Annotated in this window: 20 protein-coding genes and 1 tRNA gene; 16 read left to right on the top strand and 5 right to left on the bottom strand. The window is 68.4% G+C overall.

The features are described 5' to 3' along the window. Nucleotides 1-50 precede the first annotated feature (50 nt). The 6 genes from MFF22_RS05615 to nhaA all read left to right on the top strand — a co-directional run bounded on the left by MFF22_RS05615 (nucleotide 51) and on the right by nhaA (nucleotide 7,637). Nucleotides 51-785, top strand: a complete 735-nt coding sequence (locus tag MFF22_RS05615) for a response regulator (RefSeq protein ID WP_238247987.1) — start codon at nucleotides 51-53, stop codon at nucleotides 783-785. After that, nucleotides 785-2,158: a sensor histidine kinase gene (locus tag MFF22_RS05610; RefSeq protein ID WP_238247986.1), complete on the top strand. Its 1,374-nt coding sequence runs from the start codon at nucleotides 785-787 to the stop codon at nucleotides 2,156-2,158. Before MFF22_RS05615 ends, MFF22_RS05610 begins: the two co-directional genes overlap by 1 nt. 122 nt (nucleotides 2,159-2,280) lie before the next feature. Beyond that, entirely contained in the window at nucleotides 2,281-3,405 is a 1,125-nt protein-coding gene (locus tag MFF22_RS05605) for a fumarylacetoacetate hydrolase family protein (RefSeq protein ID WP_238247985.1), read from the top strand. Nucleotides 3,406-3,523: 118 nt separating this feature from the next. Beyond that, nucleotides 3,524-5,098, top strand: a complete 1,575-nt coding sequence (locus MFF22_RS05600) for an ABC transporter substrate-binding protein (protein WP_370877552.1) — start codon at nucleotides 3,524-3,526, stop codon at nucleotides 5,096-5,098. Nucleotides 5,099-5,214: 116 nt separating this feature from the next. Next, nucleotides 5,215-6,378, top strand: coding sequence for an acyl-CoA dehydrogenase family protein (locus MFF22_RS05595; RefSeq protein WP_238247984.1), 1,164 nt, complete (start codon nucleotides 5,215-5,217; stop codon nucleotides 6,376-6,378). A 71-nt stretch (nucleotides 6,379-6,449) separates the two neighbouring features. Then, nucleotides 6,450-7,637 carry a Na+/H+ antiporter NhaA gene (gene nhaA, locus MFF22_RS05590; protein ID WP_238247983.1) on the top strand — a complete coding sequence of 396 codons (1,188 nt, stop codon included), beginning with the start codon at nucleotides 6,450-6,452 and terminating at the stop codon, nucleotides 7,635-7,637. Here nhaA and MFF22_RS05585 read toward each other — a convergent pair. Then, nucleotides 7,634-8,629, bottom strand: a complete 996-nt coding sequence (locus tag MFF22_RS05585) for a sensor histidine kinase (protein ID WP_238247982.1) — start codon at nucleotides 8,627-8,629, stop codon at nucleotides 7,634-7,636. The genes nhaA and MFF22_RS05585 overlap by 4 nt on opposite strands. Nucleotides 8,630-8,780: 151 nt before the next feature. Continuing rightward, nucleotides 8,781-9,359: a glutathione peroxidase gene (locus tag MFF22_RS05580; protein WP_238247981.1), complete on the bottom strand. Its 579-nt coding sequence runs from the start codon at nucleotides 9,357-9,359 to the stop codon at nucleotides 8,781-8,783. Between the two features lie 189 nt (nucleotides 9,360-9,548). Between MFF22_RS05580 and MFF22_RS05575 the strand changes: the two genes are divergently transcribed. The 9 genes from MFF22_RS05575 (at nucleotide 9,549) to MFF22_RS05535 (ending at nucleotide 19,225) form a co-directional block, all read left to right on the top strand. Continuing rightward, complete coding sequence (locus MFF22_RS05575) at nucleotides 9,549-10,703, top strand: transporter substrate-binding domain-containing protein (RefSeq protein ID WP_238248036.1); 1,155 nt, start codon at nucleotides 9,549-9,551, stop codon at nucleotides 10,701-10,703. Next, entirely contained in the window at nucleotides 10,700-11,326 is a 627-nt protein-coding gene (locus MFF22_RS05570; RefSeq protein ID WP_238247980.1) for an ANTAR domain-containing response regulator, read from the top strand. Before MFF22_RS05575 ends, MFF22_RS05570 begins: the two co-directional genes overlap by 4 nt. A 171-nt stretch (nucleotides 11,327-11,497) precedes the next feature. Continuing rightward, nucleotides 11,498-12,343 (top strand): nitrilase family protein, encoded by an 846-nt coding sequence (locus MFF22_RS05565; protein WP_238247979.1) that lies wholly within the window; start codon nucleotides 11,498-11,500, stop codon nucleotides 12,341-12,343. A 42-nt stretch (nucleotides 12,344-12,385) separates the two neighbouring features. After that, nucleotides 12,386-13,540: a substrate-binding protein gene (locus tag MFF22_RS05560; protein WP_238247978.1), complete on the top strand. Its 1,155-nt coding sequence runs from the start codon at nucleotides 12,386-12,388 to the stop codon at nucleotides 13,538-13,540. Between the two features lie 54 nt (nucleotides 13,541-13,594). Continuing rightward, entirely contained in the window at nucleotides 13,595-14,428 is an 834-nt protein-coding gene (locus tag MFF22_RS05555) for a branched-chain amino acid ABC transporter permease (RefSeq protein WP_238247977.1), read from the top strand. Then, entirely contained in the window at nucleotides 14,421-16,229 is a 1,809-nt protein-coding gene (locus tag MFF22_RS05550; RefSeq protein WP_238247976.1) for a branched-chain amino acid ABC transporter ATP-binding protein/permease, read from the top strand. The genes MFF22_RS05555 and MFF22_RS05550 overlap by 8 nt, the downstream gene beginning before the upstream one ends. After that, nucleotides 16,222-16,953: an ABC transporter ATP-binding protein gene (locus MFF22_RS05545; protein WP_238247975.1), complete on the top strand. Its 732-nt coding sequence runs from the start codon at nucleotides 16,222-16,224 to the stop codon at nucleotides 16,951-16,953. The genes MFF22_RS05550 and MFF22_RS05545 overlap by 8 nt, the downstream gene beginning before the upstream one ends. A 6-nt stretch (nucleotides 16,954-16,959) precedes the next feature. Then, nucleotides 16,960-17,826 (top strand): DUF1028 domain-containing protein, encoded by an 867-nt coding sequence (locus MFF22_RS05540; protein ID WP_238247974.1) that lies wholly within the window; start codon nucleotides 16,960-16,962, stop codon nucleotides 17,824-17,826. After that, a complete protein-coding gene (locus MFF22_RS05535; RefSeq protein ID WP_238247973.1) occupies nucleotides 17,819-19,225 on the top strand; it encodes an amidase in 1,407 nt (468 codons plus the stop codon). Before MFF22_RS05540 ends, MFF22_RS05535 begins: the two co-directional genes overlap by 8 nt. Before the next feature lie 218 nt (nucleotides 19,226-19,443). Here MFF22_RS05535 and aqpZ read toward each other — a convergent pair whose 3' ends face one another. Together aqpZ and MFF22_RS05525 are read right to left on the bottom strand one after the other, a co-directional pair. Continuing rightward, entirely contained in the window at nucleotides 19,444-20,184 is a 741-nt protein-coding gene (aqpZ, locus tag MFF22_RS05530; protein WP_238247972.1) for an aquaporin Z, read from the bottom strand. 684 nt (nucleotides 20,185-20,868) lie between these two features. Further along, nucleotides 20,869-21,162: a hypothetical protein gene (locus MFF22_RS05525; RefSeq protein ID WP_238247971.1), complete on the bottom strand. Its 294-nt coding sequence runs from the start codon at nucleotides 21,160-21,162 to the stop codon at nucleotides 20,869-20,871. 15 nt (nucleotides 21,163-21,177) lie between these two features. Here MFF22_RS05525 and MFF22_RS05520 point away from each other — a divergent pair, with 15 nt between their 5' ends. Further along, a complete protein-coding gene (locus tag MFF22_RS05520; RefSeq protein WP_238247970.1) occupies nucleotides 21,178-23,076 on the top strand; it encodes a methyl-accepting chemotaxis protein in 1,899 nt (632 codons plus the stop codon). Nucleotides 23,077-23,225: 149 nt separating this feature from the next. On the opposite strand, the gene MFF22_RS05515 is transcribed toward MFF22_RS05520, so the two are convergent. Next, nucleotides 23,226-23,301, bottom strand: a tRNA-Ile gene (locus tag MFF22_RS05515). Nucleotides 23,302-23,493: the final 192 nt, after the last annotated feature.

Here is a 23,493-nt window from a genome sequence, read left to right as displayed (position 1 = left end):
GCGGCCTTCTCTCCATTGCAGGCCCCTCGCGCCGGCCTATCCTCCGGGGCATGACCGACGGCACCATCATCGCCATCGTCGAGGACGACGACGACATCCGCAGCCAGCTCGCTGGCTATCTGGAGGGGGAGGGGTTCCGCGCCGTGGCCCTCGACGGCGGCGCCAGCCTCGACCGGCTCCTCGCGAGCGGGCCCGCCCCGGCCCTGGTCGTGCTCGACTGGATGCTTCCGGGCGAGGACGGCCTGTCGATCTGCCGGCGCCTGCGCGACAGGGGCGGCCCGCCGGTCATCATGCTGACCGCCAAGGATGAGGACATCGACCGGGTGCTTGGCCTGGAAATGGGCGCGGACGACTACGTCTCCAAGCCGTTCAACCCGCGGGTGCTGCTCGCCCGGGTCCGCGCGGTTCTGCGCCGCGCTGCCGGGACCGGCGCCCAGGCTCCCGAGAGCCTGCCTGAACGCCTGAGGGTCGCCGACCTCGTCATCGACCCGGCAGGCCGCACCGTTACCACCGGGGAGCCCGCTACGGAAATCCCGCTGACCAGTGCGGAGTACGACCTGCTCCATTGCTTCGTCACCCGGCCCCAGCGGGTGCTGTCCCGCGACCAGCTCCTAGATTGGACGCGGGGCCGCACGGCCGACACGTTCGACCGGACCATCGACGTGCAGGTCAGCCGCCTGCGGCATAAGCTCGATGCCTCGGGCAGCGGCGCGTCGGCTCTGATCAAGACCGTGCGCAACGCCGGCTACATCCTGGCCGCCCCAGTCAAGGCCGGATCCCCCTGATGGCGCGCATCAGTCTTCTCGGGCGGATCATGCTGGTCCTGATGGGCGCCCTCTCCCTGCTCGTCGTCGCGACCTTCGGCATCGACCGGTGGCAGCGCAGCCAGGAGCCCACGCCCAACGGCGCGCGCTTCAACCGCCTCGATCAGGCGGCGGGCATCGTGGCCCTCGTGCGGGATGCGGATCCGGCGCAGCGGCCGGCGATCCTCCGGGCGGTGAACGGCGCGGCCCTGAGGGCCGAGATCGTGGACGCGCCTCCCGACGACGCCGCGCTGATCCGCGAGCCCTTCCTCGAAGCGCGCCTCCACCGGCTGGCGGGCGCCGGGTCCGAGGGCGTCCGCGCCTTCACGGAGCCCGATATGCTCCGTCGCGGCGGCGGTCCCACAGATCTCCTGAACGGCCGACCGAACCGGCCGATCGGCAGCCTCGCCGAGGCCACCTACCAGCTGCCGGACGGGAAGACCCTCGTCATCTCCACGGTGAAGGGGCATCATTCCCTCATGCCGTGGCTGCTCGGACAGCCCTTAAGCCTGTGGGTGGCGATCCTCGGCGTGGCCGTGGCAGGCGTCGTCACCGTCGGGGCGCGGCACGAACTCGCGCCCCTGCGCCGGCTGACCGAGGCGGTCTCCCGGTTCGACGGCCGGGCCGCCGAACCGGCCCCGGCCCCTACGGGCGCTCCGGAGATCCGGCGCCTCGCCCAGGCGGTCCAGGCGATGCAGGAGCGCATCGTCGGGCTGATGGGCGAGCGCTCGATGCTGATCGGCGCCATCTCCCACGACCTCAAGACCTACCTGACGCGGATGCGCCTGCGGGCCGAGGGCGTCGCCGAGACGGAGCGGCGGGACCTGCTCGTGAAGGATCTCGACACGATGACCGCCCTCATCGAGACGTCCCTCGGCTTCGCCCACGGGACCGCCGCCGAGGTCGGACGCTCCCCGGTGGACCTCGCCGACCTCGTGGCGGCCGAGGTCGCCGAGCACGAGGCACAGGGTACCCCCATCACCCTGGCGGGGGACGACATTCCGGACGCGACCGTGGCCGGTGATGCGGTCGCCCTGCGCCGGGTGATCGCAAACCTCATCGGCAACGCGGTGAAGTTTGGGCGCTCGTCGGTCGCCGTCGCGGTCCGACGCGCGGGGCCGGCCTGCCTGGTCGTGGTCGAGGATGACGGGCCGGGCATCCCGGAGGCGGAACGCGCCCGGGTGTTCAGCCCGTACTACCGGGTCGAGCGGTCGCGGAACCGCCAGACCGGCGGCACCGGGCTCGGCCTCGCCATCGCCCGCCAGATCGCCGAGGCGCATGGGGGCACCATCGTCGCGGAGGCCGCCCCATCCGGCGGGGCGCGGTTCGTGATGACCCTGCCGGCGCTCGCCTGACGCGCCCGGCGCCATCCGCAGGATGACAGAACGCGGGTCTGTCCCCCGGCTCGAGCTTGACAGCGCCCGCCCGCCCGGGACCCTTGCTCCATCGAGCGCACGGTACGGCAGGAGCGGCACGCATGGCGTCATTCGCGGCGGATGCATTCCCGGCGGACTGGGAAGAGGGCCGGTTTCTCGGGCGGGTTCAGCGTCCCGGAGGGCCGTCCCCGATCATCGTCGAGAAGGGCCGCGTCTACGATATGGCGGCGGTGGCCCCCACGGTGTCCGCCCTGATCGAGGCGGGGCATTTCTCGGCGGAGGGCGGCCGGCCGATCGAAGGGCCGGATGGGCTGGCGATCCTGAGCCCGATCGACCTCCAATGCGTCAAGGCCGCCGGGGTGACCTTCGCCACCTCCACCCTGGAACGGGTGATTGAGGAGCGGGCCGACGGCGACCCCTCCGCCGCGGCGGGCCTGCGCTCCCGGCTCGAAGGCCGGATCGGCGGCGGCCTTCGGACGGTGGTCCCGGGCAGCGACGGCGCCGCCATGCTCAAGCGGGCCCTGATCGAAGACGGTCTCTGGTCCCAGTACTTGGAAGTCGCGATCGGCCCCGATGCCGAGATCTTCACCAAGTCCCCGGTCCTCTCGACGGTGGGCTGGGGCGCCGAGATCGGGATCCGCTCGGACTCGACGTGGAATAACCCGGAGCCGGAGATCGTGCTGCTGGTGGCGAGCAACGGCACGCCGGTGGGGGCGACGCTGGGCAACGACGTCAACCTCCGGGATTTCGAGGGCCGCTCGGCCCTGCTGCTCGGGAAAGCCAAGGACAACAACGCCTCCTGCTCCCTCGGCCCGCTGGTGAGGCTGTTCGACGATAGCTTCACGATGGACGACGTCCGCAACGCCGAGCTCGAACTGCTGGTCGAGGGAGAGGACGGGTTCAGCCTCAAGGGAACGAGCGCGATGAACCAGATCAGCCGGGATCCCCTCGATCTGGTCCGGCAGGCAATGAGCGAGCACCAGTACCCGGACGGGTTCGTGCTCTTCCTCGGCACCCTGTTCGCGCCGATCCAGGACCGGGACGAGCCGGGCCGGGGCTTCACGCACAAGGTCGGCGACCTCGTGACGATCGAGAGCCCCCGGCTCGGCCGCTTGGTCAACCGCGTCACGACCTCGAAGGCCGCCGCCCCCTGGACCGAGGGCATTGGCGCGCTGATGCGCAACCTCGCCGAACGCGGCCTGCTCGCACGCCCCGCCGCCCGCTGAAAAGTCGTGGACGACGGCCGACGTCGCCCCTGGCGGGGACGGCGCCGGCGCCGGGCCGCCATGATGCTGGCCCGGCCCATGCTACGCTTCCGCGCTGACCCAAACGGAGCGAGTCACCGTGCTGAACAGACGACGTTTCATGGCCGTGTCCGGCGCCGCGGCGCTGGCCACCCCAGCCCTGGCTCAGGGCGCGGGCTCCCGGGTCCTCAAGTTCATCCCACAGGCCGACCTCACGGTGCTCGATCCTGTCTGGACGACGGCCTACGTGACCCGCAACCACGGTCTGGCGGTGTTCGACACGCTCTACGGCCTCGATGCCCGCTTCCGGGCCCAGCCCCAGATGGTGTCGGGGCATGTGGTCGAGAACGAGGGCAAGGAGTGGCGGCTGACCCTCCGGCCCGGCCTGAAATTCCATGACGGGACGCCGGTCCTCGCCCGGGATTGCGTCGCCAGCATCGCCCGGTGGGGCAAGCGCGATGCCATGGGCCAGACGCTCATGAGCTACACGGACGAACTGTCCGCCCCCGACGACACCACCATCCGGTTCCGCCTCAAGAAGCCGTTCGCGCTTTTGCCCGATGCGCTCGGGAAGGTCGGCTCCTCGATCTGCGCCATCATGCCGGAGCGGCTCGCCAAGACCGACGCGTTCACGCAGGTGACGGAGATGGTCGGCAGCGGCCCGTTCCGCTTCAAGGCGGACGAGCGCATCGTCGGCGCCCGGGTCGTCTACGAGAGGTTCGACGGCTATGTCCCCCGCGAGGGGGGCGAGCCGCAATGGACCTCCGGCCCGAAGCGCGCCTACGTCGATCGGGTCGAGTGGACGATCATCCCCGACCAAGCCACCGCCGCCTCGGCCATGCAGACCGGGGAGATGGACTGGTGGGAGCAGCCCCAGGCCGACCTCGTGCCGACCCTGTCCGGCCTGACGACGCGGATCAACGATCCGACGGGACTCATCGGCACGCTGCGGATGAACCAGCTCCTCCCGCCCTTCGACAACCCGGCGATCCGCAAGGTGCTCCTGAAGGTCGTGCAACAGACCGACTTCATGCAGGCGGTGACAGGGGACGACCCCAAGCTAATCTATACCCCCGTCGGCTATTTCTGCCCGAAGCTGCCCATGGCGAACGACGCGGGGCTCGAGGCCCTGACCGCCAAGCGCGACTTCGCGGCGGCGAAGAAGGAACTCGCCGCGGCGGGTTACAACGGCGAGAAGGTGGTGCTGATGGGCGCCTCGGACTTCCCGACCCTGAAGGCGCTCGCCGACGTCGCCGCCGACATGCTGACCCGGACGGGCTTCAACGTCGACTATCAGGTCATGGACTGGGGTACCGTAGTCCAGCGTCGGGCCAAGAAGGACCCGATCTCGCAGGGTGGCTGGAACGCCTTCTGCACCTTCTGGGCGGGTCTGGATCAGGCGAGCCCGGCGGTCAGCTCCTTCCTGCGGGGCAACGGCCAGAGCGCCGCCATCGGCTGGCCGACAAGCGAACGGATCGAGGCCCTGCGCGCCCAGTGGCTCGACGCGCCGGGCCTAGGCGAGCAGAAGACCATCGCCGCCGAGATCCAGAAGCAGGCCTTCACGGATTTGCCGTACCTGCCCCTCGGCCAGTACTTCGTGCAGACCTCGTTCAAGCCGTCCCTGACGGGTGTGCTCGAAGGCGTCCCGGTGTTCTGGAACGTGAAGAAGGGGTGAGGGCAAAAGGGGCCGCTGCAAGAGGCGGCCCCCCTGGGGCGCTTCGCCCGTCCCGCGAGAGGCTGACCGGAGGGCGTTTCCCCTCTAGGTGAAGTTGTCAGCGGGAGGAGCGCGCGATGCAGACGATCGATCACGGCAGCCACGGGGAGATCCGCGAGGCGGTCCGCGCCCTCTGCGCCGACTTCCCCGCCGAGTACCATCGCCGGATCGATGAGAAGCGGGGCTACCCGGAAGAGTTCGTCGATGCCCTGACCAAGGCCGGCTGGATGGCCGCCCTCATCCCGGAGGCCTATGGCGGTTCGGGCCTCGGGCTGACGGAAGCCTCCGTCATCATGGAAGAGATCAACCGCTCGGGGGGCAATTCCGGCGCCTGCCATGGGCAGATGTACAACATGAACACCCTCGTCCGGCACGGATCGGAGGAACAGCGGCGGACCTACCTGCCGAGGATCGCCGCGGGCGAATTGCGCCTGCAATCCATGGGCGTCACCGAGCCCACCGCCGGCACCGACACCACGCGGATCAAGACGACGGCCGTCCGCAAGGGAGACCGCTACGTCATCAACGGCCAGAAGGTGTGGATCTCCCGCGTCCAGCATTCGGACCTGATGATTCTTCTGGCACGGACCACCCCCCTCGATCAGGTGAAGAAGAAATCGGAAGGCATGTCGATCTTCATCGTCGACCTGCACGAGGCGGTAAAGAAGGGCATGACGGTCCGGCCGATCCTCAACATGGTCAACCATGAGACCAACGAACTGTTCTTTGACGATTTGGAGATACCCGCCGAAAACCTGATCGGCGAGGAAGGGCAGGGGTTCAAGTACATCCTCACCGGCCTCAATGCCGAGCGCGCCCTCATCGCCGCCGAATGCATCGGGGACGGCTACTGGTTCATCGACAGGGTCACGGCCTACACCAAGGAGCGGACCGTGTTCGGCCGCCCGATCGGCCAGAACCAGGGCGTCCAGTTTCCCATCGCCGAGAGCTTCATCGAGATCGAGGCGGCCAACCTCATGCGCTACGAGGCCTGCCGCCTCTACGATGCGGGGGAGCCCTGCGGCGCGCAGGCCAACATGGCCAAGTACTTGGCGGCCAAGGCGTCGTGGGAGGCGGCCAATGCCTGCATCCAGTTTCACGGCGGCTTCGGCTTCGCTGCCGAATACTATGTGGAACGCAAGTTCCGCGAGACGCGCCTCTATCAGGTGGCGCCAATCTCCACGAACCTGATCCTGTCCTACGTCGCGGAGCACATCCTCGGGCTGCCCCGGTCCTTCTGAGGATCCGGCAGCCGGACGAATTCAGTCAAAGGCGGGTTGCACCGGCGGTGTATCCTTGGCACCCCGCCGACATGCATGCACCGCACCCGATTCGCAGACCGGCCTCGGCCCTGCGCGACCTGCTGACCAGCGAAGCTGGCGGAGGGCTCGTCCTGATGGCCAGCGCGGCGCTGGCCCTCGCCGTCGCCAACTCGCCCATCGCGAAAACTTACTTCGCTGCGCTCCATGCCCATCTCGGGCCGCTCAGCGTCCTGCATTGGATCAACGACGGCCTGATGGCGCTGTTCTTCCTGCTCGTCGGGCTGGAGATTAAGCGCGAGACCCTGGACGGGCGCCTCCGGACGTGGCCCGACCGCATCCTGCCCGGCATGGCGGCGCTGGGCGGCATGATCGTGCCCGCCCTGGTCTATGCCGCGGTCAACTGGTCCTCGCCCGAGACCCTGCGGGGCTGGGCGATCCCGGCGGCGACGGACATCGCCTTCGCCCTCGGCGTCCTGGCCCTGCTCGGGCGGCGGGTGCCGGTGTCCCTCAAGATCTTCCTGACCGCGCTCGCCATCATCGACGATCTCGGCGCCGTCCTCATCATCGCGGCGTTCTACACTTCCGGCCTGTCGCTGCCGATGCTGGCGGGGGCAGGGGTCACCCTTGCCCTGCTCATCGGCCTGAACAGGGCGGGCGTCGCCCGTCTCTGGCCCTACCTGCTCCTTGGTGCCGTGCTCTGGGTGTTCGTCCTGAAGTCCGGCATCCACGCCACCATCGCGGGCGTACTCCTGGCTCTGACGATTCCCCTCCGGCTCAGTGCCGGCAGACCCGACGATCCGGAATCGCCCCTGCATCGCCTTGAACACGCCCTCCACCCCTGGTCAGCCTATTTAGTTCTGCCGGTCTTCGGCTTCGCCAATGCCGGGGTATCCCTGGCGGGCTTCGAGCCGGCGATGCTGCTCGATCCGGTGACGCTGGGCGTGGCGCTCGGCCTGTTCGTCGGCAAGCAGATCGGTGTGTTCGGTTTCGTGCTGGCCTGCGTGAAGTCCGGGCTGGCGAAGCGCCCGGCCCATGCGGGCTGGGGCCAGATCTACGGCGTATCGCTCCTGTGCGGGGTGGGTTTCACCATGAGCCTTTTCATCGGGCTCCTCGCCTTCGCGGATGCACCTGCCCTGGAAGCCGAGACGAAGGTCGGCGTCCTGGCCGGGTCCATCGCCTGCATCCTGGCCGGCGCGGTGGTGCTGCTCCTCGCCTCGTCCAAGGCCCGCCCGTCCTAAGCGGCTGGCACGGTCATCTCAAAGTGCAGGCTGTTGCCGTCGATGACGCGGTTGAAGCGGCCGCCCAGGCTTCGCTCGATGGTCTGGCGGAGCAACCGAGAGCCGAACCCGCTGCCCTCTGACCGGGCTTCGACCGCCTGCGCCACCGTCTCTTTCCAGGTGAGGCTGAGCACGCGGCTTGCCACGCCTCCGTTCAGGGTCAGCGCCCCCCCGCACGACAGGCACCCGTACTTGGCCGAGTTGGTGGCGAGTTCGTGGAAGATCATCGCGTAGTCGTTGACCCGATCGGGCGTCACGACCGCGTCGTCGCCGATTGCGATGCGGATCTCGGCGCCGTCACGGTACGGCGCCAGGATGCGCTCGGCGAGGTCCTGCAACGGAACGGTTCCGGCATCGAGCTTGCGCGACCGGATCGCCAGGGTCGTGGCTTCGTGCAGGACCGTGAACCGGCGCGACAGATCCTCCGTGAAGCCTGGAACGGACGTCGCCTCCCGGGCAACGATATTGGTGAGCGCCCGCGCCACGCTGAACATGTTCGACACCCGGTGTGCCAATTCCGCGGTCAGCAGTTTCTCAGCCTCCTCGGCGCGCTTGCGCTCGGTGACGTCGAGGAAGATGGCGTGGAGCCAGTCTCCCACCCGGCCGGCATCCCCGCCGACGCCCCGCGCCGAGATCCAGCGCGCCCCGATCCCCTCGCCGATGCGAAAATCGAAGCTGTAGGGTTGCGGGTTTGTGGCGCTCGCGGCCCAAGCGTCCATCATGGGGGCCCGGTCCTCCGCATTCACGCGGGAGAACAGCTCGTCGATGCCGACGAAGGTCTCGGTCGTGCCCCAGAATTCCCGGCAGAGCGCATCCAGCCGGGCGAGCCGGCGCTCGGGTACCCATGCCCACAGGCCTACGCCACCCCGATGGATGATCTCGCTGAAATTCGCGAGCGTCCACGCCTCGCCGCCCGTCGGGCCGGCTTCCGTCTCGAGTGTCTCAGATCTCATGTGCTCAGCGAATAGGACGGGCCGCTAGGGAATTATAGAAGCATATCGGATCAGTTTAGGCATCTGGTCTCCCTTAAATGCAGCTGATTCCCCACGGCCGACTTTTCCCTGAAACGCGAAAGCCGGTCGAGAGCCCCGGCCGGCGGCGCGATCACGTTTCCGGAAGCTGGCTGGCGATGGCGGTGATGATGCGGGGATCCGCGGGGTCCACCGTATGGGGGAAGGCCGCAAGGAGGTTGCCGTCGCGGGCCACGAGATACTTGTGGAAGTTCCAACCCGGCGTGGCACCCGGCTTCTCCGCCGCCGCCCAGCGGTAGAACGGATGGGCGGCCGGTCCCTTTACGTGGACCTTCGACACGACCGGGAAGGTGACGCCGAAATTGCTGCGGGCCGCCTCCGCGATGGCGACGCCGTCCAGGGGTTCCTGGTTGCCGAAATCGGGCGACGGCACGGCGATCACCGTGAGGCCCCGGTTGCCGAACCGGGTCCAGAGGCCCTGGAGCCCCACGAATTGGCCCGCATAGCCGCAGGCGGTCGCGGTGTTGACGACGAGGATCGGCTTGCCGGCGAGATCCGCCAGCGCGAGGCGGCCGCCCTCCGGCTTGTCGAAGGCGAAGGCGCCGGCCTTGACCTCTCCCGCCAGGGCTGCCCGCGACCCGCCCACCAGGGACAGGCCGAGGAGCGTGAGGATCTGACGGCGCTGGACGGCGCCGGTGAAGGATGAGGACATTCCTGATCTCCCAAGCGAACGGGGGTCGGAGAATCCACCCGGGGTCGAGCCATGGGATCTAGGCGATCCGGCGCCCGCGTCCATCGGCGGACCAGCCGCGCACTCAGCTTTCCAAGGGCGTCACGACTGGGATAGGACGGCAACATGTGCAACCGCTGGGGGCGTCCCCCCGGCGCGGGTGAGGATGCCATGGCCGGCAGGGACGAAGCGACGTGGCGTGTCGGCGTCCTGTTTTCCCGCAGCGGTGTCAGCGGCATCACGGAAACCGAGCACTTCCTCGGCACCGCCCTCGCCATCGAGGAGATCAACACCGCCGGCGGCGTGCTCGGGCGCGCCATCGAGCCCATCTGCTACGATCCCGCCGGAGATACCGACGCCTACCGCTCCTACGCCCGGCGGATGCTCGCGGAGGACGGGGCCGAGGTCGTGTTCGGCTGCTCCCTGTCGGCCAGCCGCAAGTCGGTGCTGTCCACCGTCGAGCGACACAACGGTCTGCTCTGGTACCCTTCGATCTACGAGGGCTTCGAGTATTCGGAGAACATCATCTATACAGGCGCGACCCTGAACCAGAACGTCTTCGCGCTGGCCGATTATCTCCTGCAGGAGCACGGCAAGCGCATCTTTCTGATCGGCTCCGATTACATCTACCCCCGTGAGTCGAACCGGGTGATGCGCGACCTCGTCGAGGCCAAGGGCGGGATGGTGGTCGGCGAACTCTACGCGCCCCTCGACGGGGACGATGCCGCCCACGGCGCGATGGTCGACGCCATCCGCCACGCCGCGCCGGACGCGGTTTTCTCGACGGTGGTGGGGCGCGGGGCCGAACGGCTGTACCGGGCCTATGCGCAATCCGGGATCGACCGGGCCCGCTGTCCCATCGCCAGCCTCACCATGGCCGAGGGGCAGATCCGGGCCATCGGCCCCGACCTGTGCCGTGGCCATGTCCTGGCGGCCTCCTATCTCGGGGCCCTGGCGGGCGAGGAGAATGCGCGTTTCGTGGCGGCGTTCCAGACCCGGTTCGGGGCCGAGCGGCCGACCAGCATGTGGTCCGAGACCGCCTATGCCCAGGTCCACCTCTTCGCCCGCGCCCTCGCGGAGGTGGGCACCCTCGATGCGGCGCGCCTCGGGGCGGCGGCGCTGCGGCAGCGTCTCGCCGCGCCGGAGGGCGACCTCGCCTTCGACGGCGAGACGCGGCACATCTGGCTCACGCCCGGCATCGGTGTCGCCCGGGCCGACGGGCAGTTCGACGTGGTCTGGCGGGCGCGCCGCCCTGTGCGGCCCGACCCGTACCTGGCGTGGTCGCGCTTCGAGGCGAACTCCCTGGACGAGGGGATGGCCGCTTGAGCGCGTCCGCCCGCAAGATCCTCGACGACCTGCGCCGGGCCCGGGCCCTCGTCATCCACCCGTCCGACGAGGAGGGCGCTGCGCTGGTGGAGCAACTCCGGCGCCTCGGCTGCACCGTGACGCTGGCTTGGCCGCCGCCGGCCGCCCTGCCGGCGGAAATCGACACCCTGTTCATCCAGCTCGACGACGCGCAGGTGATGCATCTCCTGCCCTCCATCGAGGAGGCCGAGCCCGCCGTCATCGCCATCGTCGCCTACGAGAGCCCGACGTCCCTGAAGGCCATTGCCGACGTCAACGCCCACGGCGTGTTGAACAAGCCGCTCCATCCCCGGGGTGTCCTCACCCAGTTCGCCCTGGCCCGCTACCGGCGGGGCTACGAGGGCAGGCTGACGAGCAAGATCAACCGGCTCGAGGAGACGATGAAGGGTCGCCGCACCGTGGAGAAAGCGGTCCGGCTGCTGGTGGAGCTGAACCGGATCGACGAGGATGCGGCCTACAAGATGCTGCGGGACCGCGCCACCGCCGCGCGGGTGCCGATGGCGAGCGTGGCCGAAGGCGTGGTCTCGGCCCACGAGGCCATGAGCGGCCTCGGCCTGCGCATCGCTTTGGCGGAAAAGACCTGATCGCAGCATCCTGCCGCAATTATCGGCTTGCTCTCTGCAAGACTGCGGCTATCGTCTGAGGACCGGGCAAGGTTGCCCCGCAGCAGGATTGCTGCATCACATCTCGGCTTTGGAGCCTCTGGACCGCGGATGATGTCCGCGCCCAGAGGCTTTTTGCGTTTTGGAGCAGTCATGATCCAAGCGAACGGTCCCGCACGCCCGCCAATACGGGTGTCTTGCATCCAATTCGCGCCGGAAATCGGCGCGGTCGATGCGAACATGGCCGAGGCCTCCCGGCTCGTCCGCGCCGCGGCGGCGGAGGGCAGCGGGCTGATCGTCCTGCCGGAACTTGCCAGCACGGGCTACGTCTTCGCCTCGCAGGAGGAGGCCAACTCCCTCGCCGAGCCCGTGCCCGACGGGCCGACGACCAGGGCCTGGGCGGCGCTGGCGCGGGAACTCGGCATCCACATCGTGGCGGGAATCGCCGAGCGGGGAGGGGACGTCCTCTACAACGCCGCGGTGATCGTCGGTCCGGAGGGGTACATCGGCACCTACCGGAAGGCCCATCTCTGGGATCAGGAGAACGTCTACTTCGCCAAGGGCGACCTCGGCTTCCCGGTCTTCGACACGGCGGTCGGCAGGGTCGGCGTCGCGATCTGCTACGACGGCTGGTTCCCGGAGACCTTCCGGCAACTGGCGCTCGGCGGCGCCGAGATCGTCTGCATTCCCACCAACTGGGTGCCGATGCCCGACCAGCCCGAGGGCGAGGCCGCCATGGCCAACACGCTTCACCGGGCCGCCGCCCACTCCAACGGCCTGTTCATCGCCTGCGCCGACCGGGTCGGCACCGAGCGGGGCCAGCCCTTCGAAGGGCAGAGCCTGATCATCGGGCCGAAGGGCTGGCCCCTGGCCGGCCCGGCGAGTCGCGACCGCACCGAGACCCTCTCGGCCCTCGTCGACCTCGACGAGGCCGGCCGCAAGGACCTGAACGCCTTCAACTCCCTCCTGCGCGACCGCCGCACCGACATCTACGGCTGAGGCCAGACGCCCCGTCCCCCAACCGTTTCGAGGAGCCAGACCATGCTGAAACATCGTCTCATCGGTACCGTTGCCCTCATGCTCGCAGCCTCCACCGCGCAGGCCGCGGACGGCAAGCCGATCGTCATCGGCGTCCCGATCGGACTGTCGGGCGCCAACAGTGTCGTCGCCCCCTCGGTGGTCCAGTCGGCCGAACTCGCCGTGGAGGAGATCAACGCCAAGGGCGGCGTGCTCGGCCGCAAGCTCGTGCTGGAGGTGGCCGACGACGCGTCCGGCGCGGCCGGCGCTCAGAAGGCCTTCGACGGGCTGATCTACCAGAAGAAGGTCGATGTCCTGATCTCGATGGAGACCAGCGCCGCCCGCAATGCCGGCCTTCCCGCAGTCACCAAGGGCCGCGTGCCGTACATCTACACCTCGTTCTACGAGGGCCATTCCTGCAACAAGAACCTGTTCGTGGATGCCTGGGTGCCCGAACAGCAGGTGCCCCCGGTGGTCGACGCCTTCAAGGCGAAGGGTGCCAAGACCTACTTCCTCATCGGCAGCGACTACGCCTTCGGCCGCGGCATGCTCGGCTTTGCAAAGGGCTATGTCGAGAAGACCGGCGGCAAGGTGGTCGGCGAGGAATACCTGCCGATGGACGGCAGCGACTGGACCGCGATCATCTCCAAGCTGAAGGAAGCCAAGCCTGATGCGCTGATCACCTCCACGGCGGGTGGCGCGCCGAACGTGACGCTCACCAAGCAGCTCCGGGGCGCGGGCGTCACTCTGCCCTTCGCCAACCTCGCCCTGGACGAGGGCACGGCCAAGAGCATGGGCGCCGACGCGGAGGGCGTGTACCTCTCGGCCTCCTACGTCACCGGAATCGACAGCCCGGAGAACAAGACCTTTCTGGAGGCGATGAAGAAGAAGTTCGGCGGCGAGCTGCGGACGCCCAACGACCTCTCGGTGCCGGAATACGAGGCGATCTACCTCTACAAGGCCGCCGTCGAGAAGGCGGGGGGCACCGAGACGGCGAAGGTCCTCGAAGCCCTGCCCACGGTGAGCGTCACCGGACCCCGGGGCACGATCCGCATGAGCAAGCAGCACCATGCGCCGCTGACCATGTATCTCGGCCAGATCCAGGCGGACGGCACGGTCAAGGTCGCCGGCACCTTCAAGGACGTCGATCCCGGCGACCAGTGCCCGAAGCTACAATGAGCTGACGGGGTCTTCCGACTTCGTCCGACGCCCATCGCACACTCGGAAGCCCCGATGCTGCTCCTCCTCGACATCCTCACCACCGCGGCGATCCTGTTCATCGTCTCGATCGGATTGCTGGCGATCTTCGGCGTCCTGAAGATCATCAACTTCGCCCACGGGGCGTGGCTGACGGTGGGTGCCTATTGTGCCGTGGTGACGGCCAAGCTCGGGCTGAACCCCTGGTTGGCCCTGCCGCTCGCCTTCGTCGTCGGCGCGGTGCTGGGCGGGCTGGCGGAGCACTTCATCATCCGCCCCCTCTACCGCCGGCCCTTGGACGCGATCCTCGCTACCTGGGGCCTCGGCATCGTGGTCGGCCAGCTCATCACCCTCGCCTTCGGCCGGGACGTGCAGCTGACCCCGAACCTGTTCGCGGGGACCGTCGCCTTCGGTGGCGTCGAGTATTCGGCCTATCGCCTCGTGGCGCTGGGCATCGCCCTGGTCATCGGGACGTTGTTCGCCCTCACCATCGAGCGGACGCGGCTCGGGCTCTCGGCCCGGGCGGTGATCATGAACGAGACGTTGGCCCGTAGCCTCGGCATCGACACGGGGCGGGTCCGGCTCGTGGTGTTCATGGTCGGCGCCGGTCTCGCCGCCCTGGCGGGCGTCCTGCTGACGCCGCTCACCAGCGTCGATCCCAACATGGGCGTCTCCTGGCTGATCGGCGCCTTCATGCTGGTGATGGTGGCCGACGCCTCCTTCCTGGCGCTGGCGGCGGCCTGCCTCGTCTTCGGGGCGGCCCAGGTGCTCATCAGTACCTTCGTGAGCCCGATCCTCGGCAGCATCGCCGTCGCGGTCCTCGCGGCCCTCGTCCTGCGCGTCAGCCCGAAAGGTTTCTCCCGTGCTTGAGACGATCCCCGCGGCGGAGCGCGCCGCCGTCGCCCCGCGCTCCCGGAGCCGGCTCTCCCGGGCGGCCCCCTTCGTCGCGGCGGTGCTGGCGTCCCTGGCCCTCTGGATCGCGCCGGCCTTCCTCGACACCTTCGCGGTCAACGTCCTGACCCGGTCGATGATCTACGCGGTGCTGGCCGTCACCGTGGATCTGCTGTGGGGATTTGCCGGCATCCTGACCTTCGGGCAGGCCGCGTTCTTCGGCGTCGGCGCCTACGCGGCGGCGATGATCCTCGGCGCCTATGGCGCGACGCCCGTCGGCATCGCAGCTGCTTTGGCCACCGCGGTCGCCGCGCCGGCGCTCCTCGGCCTCGTCGTCGGGTGGCTGTCCTTCTACCACCGCTCGACCCCCCTCTATGCGTCGGTGATCTCCCTCGTCGTCCCGATCGTCGTCACGCAGCTGATCTATTCGGGGGGCGAATGGACCGGCTCCAGCAGCGGCCTCGTCGGCTTCGACGTGCTGCCCTTCGAGATCGAGGGTTATTTCCGCCTCGCGGCCCTGGTGCTCGTCGCCGTCACCCTCGCCGCGTGGATCCTCGTCCAGTCGGATGCCGGGCGGGCCCTCGTAGCCCTGAAGGACAACGAGGCGCGCTGCGCCTATCTCGGCCTCAACCCCCGGCGGCTGCAGATCCTTCTCACGACGGCGCTGGCCGCCGTGGCCGGGCTCGCGGGCTTCCTGTTCGCCAACGCGTCCGGGGTCGTCGCCCCGGAGAATGCCGGCTTCCTGTTCGGCACCGAACTGGTGATCTGGGTTGCCCTCGGCGGGCGCGGCACGCTCCTCGGCCCGGTGATCGGCACCATCGCCATCGACTACCTCGCCGCGAACCTCTCGGGAGACCTGCCCTTCCTGTGGCAGCTTCTCCTGGGCACCGCCTTCGTCGCGATCATCATCCTGCTGCCCGGCGGGCTGGCCGATCCCGTCGGACGCCTGTGGCGGGCGCTGCCCGTCGGGCGGACCGGGCAGGCCGCCCCCGCCCTGGCGGCGCGGGAGGCCGGGTCCGCCACCAGCACGGCGGAGGCCCCGATCCTCAAGGTCCAGGGCCTCGCCAAGAGCTACGGCAGCCTGACCGTGCTGGAGGGCATCGACCTGGAGATCCGGGCGGGCGAGCTCGTGAGCCTCGTCGGGCCCAACGGCGCCGGCAAGACCACGCTGATGCGCTGCCTCAGCGACGGGACGGAGCCGTTCCGCGGCGCCATCGCCATCGGCGGCACGCCCACCACCGGGCTGACGCCGAACCGGATCGTCGGCCTCGGGGTCGGGCGCAAGTTCCAGGTGGCGAGCGTGTTCGAGAGCCTGTCGGTGGCCGATTGCCTCCGCCTCGCCCGGGCCTCCCATGATGGCCTGAGCCCGCTCAGCCAAGCCCCGACCCTCGGCCTGCCCCAGGCCGCCCTCGACGTCCTACGGATGACGGGCCTCGACCGCCTGCTCACCCGGCCGACACGCCTTCTCTCCCACGGCCAGAAGCAGGCCCTGGAACTCGCCATGGTGGTGGCCCTGGAGCCACGTCTCATCCTCCTCGACGAGCCCACCGCCGGCCTGACCAAGGCCGAGCGGACCACCATCGGCAGCGTCCTCAAGGCCCTCACCGCCGGGGGACGGATCGCCGCCGTGCTGGTGGAGCACGACCTCGACTTCGTGCGCGAGATCTCCTCGCGGATCGTGGTGCTGCACCAGGGCCGGCTGGTCCTCGACGGAACGGTCGACGAGGTGGTCGGCTCCGAACTGGTCCGGACCATCTACTCGGGAGGGGCCCATGCCTGAGGCAGCACGGCGGAGCGAACCGGTGGGGGCGGCGCTGGCCCTCGACGACGTGTCGAGCGGCTACGGGGCCATCTCGATCGTGAAGGGCGTGACCCTGTCGGTCGGGCAGGGGGAGATCGTCGCCCTGCTCGGCAAGAACGGCATGGGCAAGACGACCCTGCTCAAGACCGTCCTCGGCATGGTGGCACTCCGCGGCGGCGGCATCACCATCGGCGGACAGGCCCTCTCCGGCCTTTCCCCGGCCAAGCTCGTAGCGCTCGGCGTCGGCTACGCGCCGCAGGAGCAACCCCTGTTCCAGGATCTTTCGATTCGCGACAACCTGCGCCTCGCAGTTCCCTCGGACCGGATGCTGCCCGGGGCCCTGGAGCGGCTCTTCGGCCACTTCCCCTTCCTGAAAGAGCGGCTCGGCCAGCGGGCCGGGACACTGTCGGGGGGCGAGCAGAAGATGCTGATCCTCGGTCGCGCGCTGATGCTGCGGCCGCGCCTTTTGCTGATCGACGAGATCTCCGAAGGCATTCAGCCCTCCATGGTCGAGCGCCTGCGCAAGGTGCTCCTCGCGGAGCGGGACGCGGGCCTGTCCATGCTGGTGGTGGAGCAGCATGTCGCCTTCGCCCTCGGTCTCGCCGACCGTTACGCCGTGCTCAAGCTGGGCGAGATCGTGGACAGCGGGTCCGCCAAGGCTTCGGACGCGCGGGAGCGCGTCATCGACCACCTCGCGGTGTGACGCATCATGGAACTCAACACCTTCTCCATCGCCGCCCGGTGCCCCCGGACCGGGCAGCTCGGCGTCGCGGTGGCGAGCGCGGTCCCCGCGGTGGGCGCCCTCTGCCCATACCTGCGGGCGGGGGTCGGAGCCGTCACAACTCAGTCCTGGGTGAACCCCTACCTCGCCCTACGCATCCTCGACGGCCTCGCCGGGGGCGCGGGGGCGGAGGCGGCCCTGGCGGCGGCGCTAGCCACCGACGACCGGGCGGATCTGCGCCAGATCGGACTGGTGGATGCCGCCGGGGCAGGGGCCGCTTGGACCGGGGAGGGCTGCACCGCGGAAGCCAAGCATCGCACCGGGGCCGGTTACGCCGTGCAGGGCAACATGCTGGTCTCGCCCGAGGTGATCGACGCCATGGCCCGGGCCTTCGAGAACAGCGCCGCCTGCGCGCTCGACGAGCGGCTGATGCGCGCCCTGGAAGCCGGCGACGGGGCCGGCGGCGACCGGCGCGGCAAGCAGTCGGCGGCGCTCAGGATCGTCGAGCGCGAGGATTATCCCTGTCTTGACCTGCGGGTGGACGACCACGCTACCCCCATCGCGCAGCTACGCCGGATCCTCGCCGTGGCGAGGGCGCAGCTCGTGCCCTTCGTGGCGGGGATGCCGCGCAAGGACGGCCCGGCCGGCGCCCTGCCGGACGAGGTCGCCGCGATGCTGCTGAAGCCCCCCGGCGAGCGGCCCGGCGCGCCGTCCGACCGCGCCGCATATCTGCAGGCGCAGTTTGCCCCGGTCCTGAAGGAGATCGAGACCCTTCGCGACCTCGACCTCGCGCAGGTTCACCCGCCCATCGTCTTCGATCCGAGCCTTCCCTATCGGCAAGTGAGCCATGACTGACGCCCTGTGCGGGTTGCCGATCACCGAACTCGCCCGGCGGATCGCGGCGGGGGAACTGTCGAGCACCGACCTTGTCGGCGCCTGCCTGGACCGGATCGGCCGCCTCGACGGCGACCTCAAGAGCTTCGTCTGCCTCTCGTCGGCGGCCCTCGACGCGGCCCGTGCGGCGGATGCCGAGATCGCCCGTTCAGGGCCGCGGGGCCCGCTCCACGGCATTCCCGTCGGAATCAAGGACAACTACACCAGCGCCGATCTGCCGACCCGGGCTGGCACGGCGGTGGAGGCCCTGACCTTCCCCCGGGAGGACAGCCACGCCGTGGCGAAGCTTCGGGCCGCGGGGGCGATCATCCTCGGCAAGCTGCGGATGCACGAATTCGCCTGGGGCATGGTCACCCCCCCGACCCGCAACCCCTGGGACCTCAACCGGGTGCCGGGCGGCTCCAGCGGCGGCTCGGGCGCGGCGGTGGCGGCGCGGCTCTGCCCGGCGGCCCTCGGTTCGGACACGGGCGGCTCCATCCGGATCCCGGCCGCCCTGTGCGGCGTCGTCGGCCTCAAGCCTACCTACGGGCGGATCGGACGCTCGGGGATCGTCCCGCATTCCTGGTCCCTCGACCATGCCGGCCCCCTGACCCGGACGGTGGCCGATGCGGCGCTCCTGCTCCAGACCCTGGCGGGACCGGACCAGGCCGACCCGGCCACCGCTTCGGTTCCGCTGTCGGATTATACGGCCGGTCTCGGCGATCCGGTCCGTGGGTTGCGGGTGGCGGTGATCCGCAACCACTTCTTCGATGCGGTTGACGAAGACGTCGCCACCGCCGTTGAGGGCGCGATCCGGTTCTTCGCGGAAAAGGGCTGCACGGTGCGGGACGTCACGGTGCCGTCCCTGCGCTACGGGCTCGGTGCCATCTACGCCATCGAGCTTTCCTCCTCCACGGCCTACCACGACCGCAGCCTCGCGCAGGGCCATGTGGCGGGCTTCGCGGAGGATGTCCGCGACCTCGTGGAGATGGGCCGCTTCGTCACCGGGCCGGACTACCTCCGGGCCGAACAGGCGCGGGCGCTGATCATGGCCGAGATGGCCGCCGTGCTGGACAGGGCGGACGTGATCGTCACGCCCGCGTCGCCCTTGACCGCTTGGCGAACCGACGAGTCGGCGGTCACGATCGCCGGGCGACCGGAAAGCGTCCTCGCAGCGTCCTGGCGGCTCACCTATCCGTTCAATCTGACCGGGCTGCCCGCGATCGCATTGCCCTGCGGCCTCGATCGGCGCGGCCTCCCGATCAGCCTGCAGATCGCCGCCAAGCCCTTCGCCGAGGCTATGCTCCTGCGCGTCGCACATGGGTACGAGCAGTCCCACGACTGGTGGCGTCTGGTCCCACCCTTCGCGGATCGTTCTTAGAGCGTTTTCCGGGAAACTTGGATCACGTCATCTCCACGGTCATTGCGAGCGGAGCGAAGCAACCCAGGGATCCGCTCAGTTCTGATGTGTCCCGCTGCCCTGGATTGCTTCGCTCCGCTCGCAAAGACGGGGTGGGTGGACGAGGTCTGTCAAAGACGCCGTATTCCCCGATGAACCTCCCAGTCGGGATGGATTGACGGAGACTTCGTGGGGCCGCCTCAGACCGTGGCCCGTTTCTCGACGACCCGTGTCTCGACCACATCCGCAGGTTCGTACAACCAGCGGGCTAAGGCCCCTGCCGCCATGGCCCCGACGATCGGCGCGACCCAGAACAGCCAGAGCTGCCCGATGTACTCACCGCCGGCAATCAGCGCCGGACCCGTGCTGCGGGCCGGATTGACCGAAGTGTTGGTCACCGGGATCGAGATCAGGTGAATCAGCACAAGGGCAAAACCGATCGGGATTCCGGCAAAGCCCACGGCGGCGCCCTTCGACGTCGTCCCGATGATGATGAACAGGAAGAAGAATGTCGTCAGGAATTCGGTGATCAGGCAGGCCGTGAGGTTGTACTTACCGGGGCTGAGCGCGCCGTAGCCGTTGGAGGCGAAACCATTCGCGACCCAGTCCGGCTTGCCGGAAGCGATGCTGTAGAGGACGAATGCCGCGAGGACGGCACCGATCACCTGCGCGACGATGTAGGGTAGCACATGCCGGCTCGCACACCGGTGGGCCGACCATAGGCCGAGCGTGACGGCGGGATTGAAGTGGCCGCCCGAGATGTGGCCGACGGCATAGGCCATCGTGAGAACGGTGAGACCGAAGGCAAACGCGACCCCAAGGAAGCCGATCCCAAGTTCGGGGAATGCCGCGGAGAGGATGGCGGCGCCGCAGCCGCCGAACGTTAGCCAGAAGGTGCCGAAGAACTCGGCGCTCGCCCGGCGCATCGTATCGTGATCCATCCCAGTACCTCTCGCTGCTGGCCTCACGCCCCATCTGCGAAGCGGCAATCGAGGCGCTTCATTTCCGACTTATCCATTCTATATGATAGTTTTCGATCCATATTATGCCGAATCGCAGGGCTTATTTATTGCACAAAACGATGTCTACAACAACAAGTTGGTCCAATATTGCACCATCGATCCAGCGTGAAACAAAACCTGAGCCGTTCCCGATTTGCGGTGCTGCACGCCCGACGGGGGCGCTGAGGGGCAACGGCGGGTCGATCCTCCTGTCGCGTCCCAGTCGGACATTCGGGATAGGCGAACCTGGGGATAGGCCGCTCCGGCCATTAAAACTCACCGCGTTGTGCAGCAATTCGGTCGGATTCGAATGCCGGTATTCGACCGGCACCGTGCTTGGCGATCGGCTGCACCGCCGATGTTTGTATGCTCCCCACAATGCTTTACAAATACTCGATGACTTGCAAGCCGTCAGACGCAGCAGCAATCTTGCTGCGACCCGGTACGACCGAGCCCCCGATAAGTCTATTTGTGTCTTATATTTTTCTATAACAGTCCGCGCTTTAAGCCTCGATGAGTAAATACATGGAATTAATTAGGCGATGGGTTCGCGTTTGTAATCGACGGGGGCAGAATTCAATGGGCAGGTTGACGATCCGGCGCAAGCTCATCGCCACGGTGAGCTTATTCCTGCTTCCGATCACCCTGTTTGCGGCGCTGTACGTGCAGCAGGCGATGACCAATGTCCGGTTCGCCGATGCGGAAAGGTCGGGCATCGCACAGATCAGAACGGTGTGGCCGGTTATGCTCCAGTCCGTTGCCCTGCCTGCGGGGGCGGTCCTGGGCCCGCAGATGTTGAAGGCCGAACGGGCCGCGAACCTGGCCCTGGCCGAGGCGAACAAGGCCGTCGCGGCCGGCCAAGACCTCGGCAAGGCCCTGTCTGGCTCCGACCGCGCGGCCCAGGTCGCGGCGGCGCACGCTCTCATCGATGCGGTGGGCGACGGGTCGAACCTGCTGCTCGATCCAGACCTCGACTCCTTTTACGTGATGGACGCCGCCGTGGTGCGGATGCCCGAAATGCTGGAATTGAACTGGAAGCTCCTCGGCCAAGCCCGGGAACAGGCCGGGCGGACGACCGTATCCAAGGCCGATTACGCCGCGACGCTCATCGACCTGGGTAAGTTGCGGGCCAATCTTGAGGGGGTCGAACGTTCCCTGGCCAAGGCCTTCGCTGCCAATGCCGGGGACACGAAGCGGGCGCTGGCGGAGCCGCTGGCGGCTTTCCAGGCTGCCTACAAGACCCTGTTCTCGACGGCCGACGATCTCATGCAGGCCCATGAGGCCGGGCGTCGGCCAGAGGCAGAGGTGGCGGCGTTCGAGGATGCGGTCGCCACGGTGAACGCCGCCCTTGATCGCCTTCAGACGAGCGCCACGGACGAACTCGACCGGTTGCTTAAGGCCCGCATCGACGGATTCTATGGCGCCATGATCGTCCCGGGCGCCGTGGGATTCGGCGTCGCGGCCGCAGCCTTCCTGATCGCGTGGTTCCTGGGCCGCTCAATCGTGGGGACGCTCGAGAATCTCGGCCTGCGCATCCAGACCCTGGCCGACCACGATGTCGCCGCCGACGTCCCGGAGGCGAAAGGCAGCGACGAGATCGCGGAGCTAGCCCGCGCCGTCGTGCATTACCGCGACCGCACCGCGGCTCAGATCGCCGAAGCGGCCAACGCCGATCGCGCCGTCGAGCGCGATGCCTGGGTCGCCCACATGATGGAGATCTCGGAGCAAATCACGTCATCCACCCAGCATGCCATGGGGCGCTTCCAGGAACTCGCCGGCGTGATGGGCGCCTCGACCAAGCACGTCCGTCGCCATGCCAGCTCGACCCGCGAGCAACTAGATCAATCCGTCGAGAGCCTGGAAGGTTCGGTCTCGGAATTCTCCGGGGTCGCCGCAGCGGTCACCCAACTGTCGGCGTCGGTGGCGGAGATCGCCAGCCAGGCAACGCAATCCAATGCGGTTGTACGGCAGGCGCAGGACCGGGTTCATGCAGCCCGTTCGCTGGCGATACTCCTCGACGAGGTGAGTGCACGCATCGGCAGCTTCAGCGACCTCATCAGCGGGATCGCGGGCCAGACCAATCTGCTCGCCCTCAACGCGACGATCGAGGCCGCCCGGGCAGGCGCGGCCGGTCGAGGCTTCGCCGTCGTGGCAACCGAGGTGAAGGAGCTGGCCGAGCAGACCGGCAAGGCAACGGCCGAGATCGGCCAGCAAGTCGCGGCTTTGCGCAAGGCTTCCCACGATGTGCTCACGGCGATGGAGGGCGTCGACGAAACGATCACGACCATGACCGTCGCGGCCTCGGCGATCGCCAGCGCTGTGGAAGAGCAAAGCGCGACGACCTCAGAGATCGACCGCACCGTGCAGATTTCCACCGACCGCACGCAGGTCGCGATCAAGGGATTGAGTTCCTTGCCGGCCGCCGCGACGGAGACCGACCGCCTTGCGACCGAGCTGGCGCAGTTCGCCGAAGATCTCCTCGGAGAGGCCGGGGCCTTCAGCCAGAAGCTGGAGGGGGTGGTCCGGGCGATTTCGGAACGGCGTGCAACCGAGCGCTTTCCCACGAACGCCCCAGTTCGCGTTCACATCGACGGCCGGCCCCGCGACGCCCGGCTGGAGAATGTGAGCAGGGGCGGAGCGATGGTGTGCTTACCCGGCGTGGAGGTGACGCCGGCCATGTCGGTGACGATCGATTTCGGCGACGGCCGCGCCCGCAGCGGCATCGTCAGCCATGCCAACCTCGACTTATTCGGTGTGAAGCTGATCGAAGCGGATCACCTCGGGGACGATCTGATCGCGTCGCTCGCCGCGCAATACCGCCAAGCCGCGTGAGCAGACGCCATGCCGGACGCTCAGCGGCCTTGTTACGCCAAGCCGGATCGCCCGACCTGTCTGGCTTAAGGGGAATGGCTGATCCGGGGATGGGTGTCATCGCCTGGGCGCGACACGCACTCAATACAGAACCGGTTCCGTCGGTCGAATGGTGGGCCCGGCAGGACTCGAACCTGCAACCAGACCGTTATGAGCGGTCGGCTCTAACCATTGAGCTACAGGCCCATGATGTTCAACGTGAACACCTTGTTGGACATCCCGCCACAACCGGTACGTCATGATCGGTCGGACGACGAATATCCCGCTTCTGTCACTAGCGGCCAGGGGCCCGCGGAGCAAGCGACCATCCGGCGCGCGCGCCTGTTCTCAACGGCGCGACACCCCGTCGACGCTCTCCTTTCATGCGCTCGGAAAGCC

The organism is Methylobacterium persicinum, assembly GCF_022179525.1.
In the GTDB taxonomy this organism is placed as follows: Bacteria; Pseudomonadota; Alphaproteobacteria; order Rhizobiales; family Beijerinckiaceae; genus Methylobacterium; species Methylobacterium persicinum.
The sequence above is the reverse complement of the archived record's forward strand: the minus strand, read 5'-3'. Positions and strand labels throughout refer to the sequence as shown.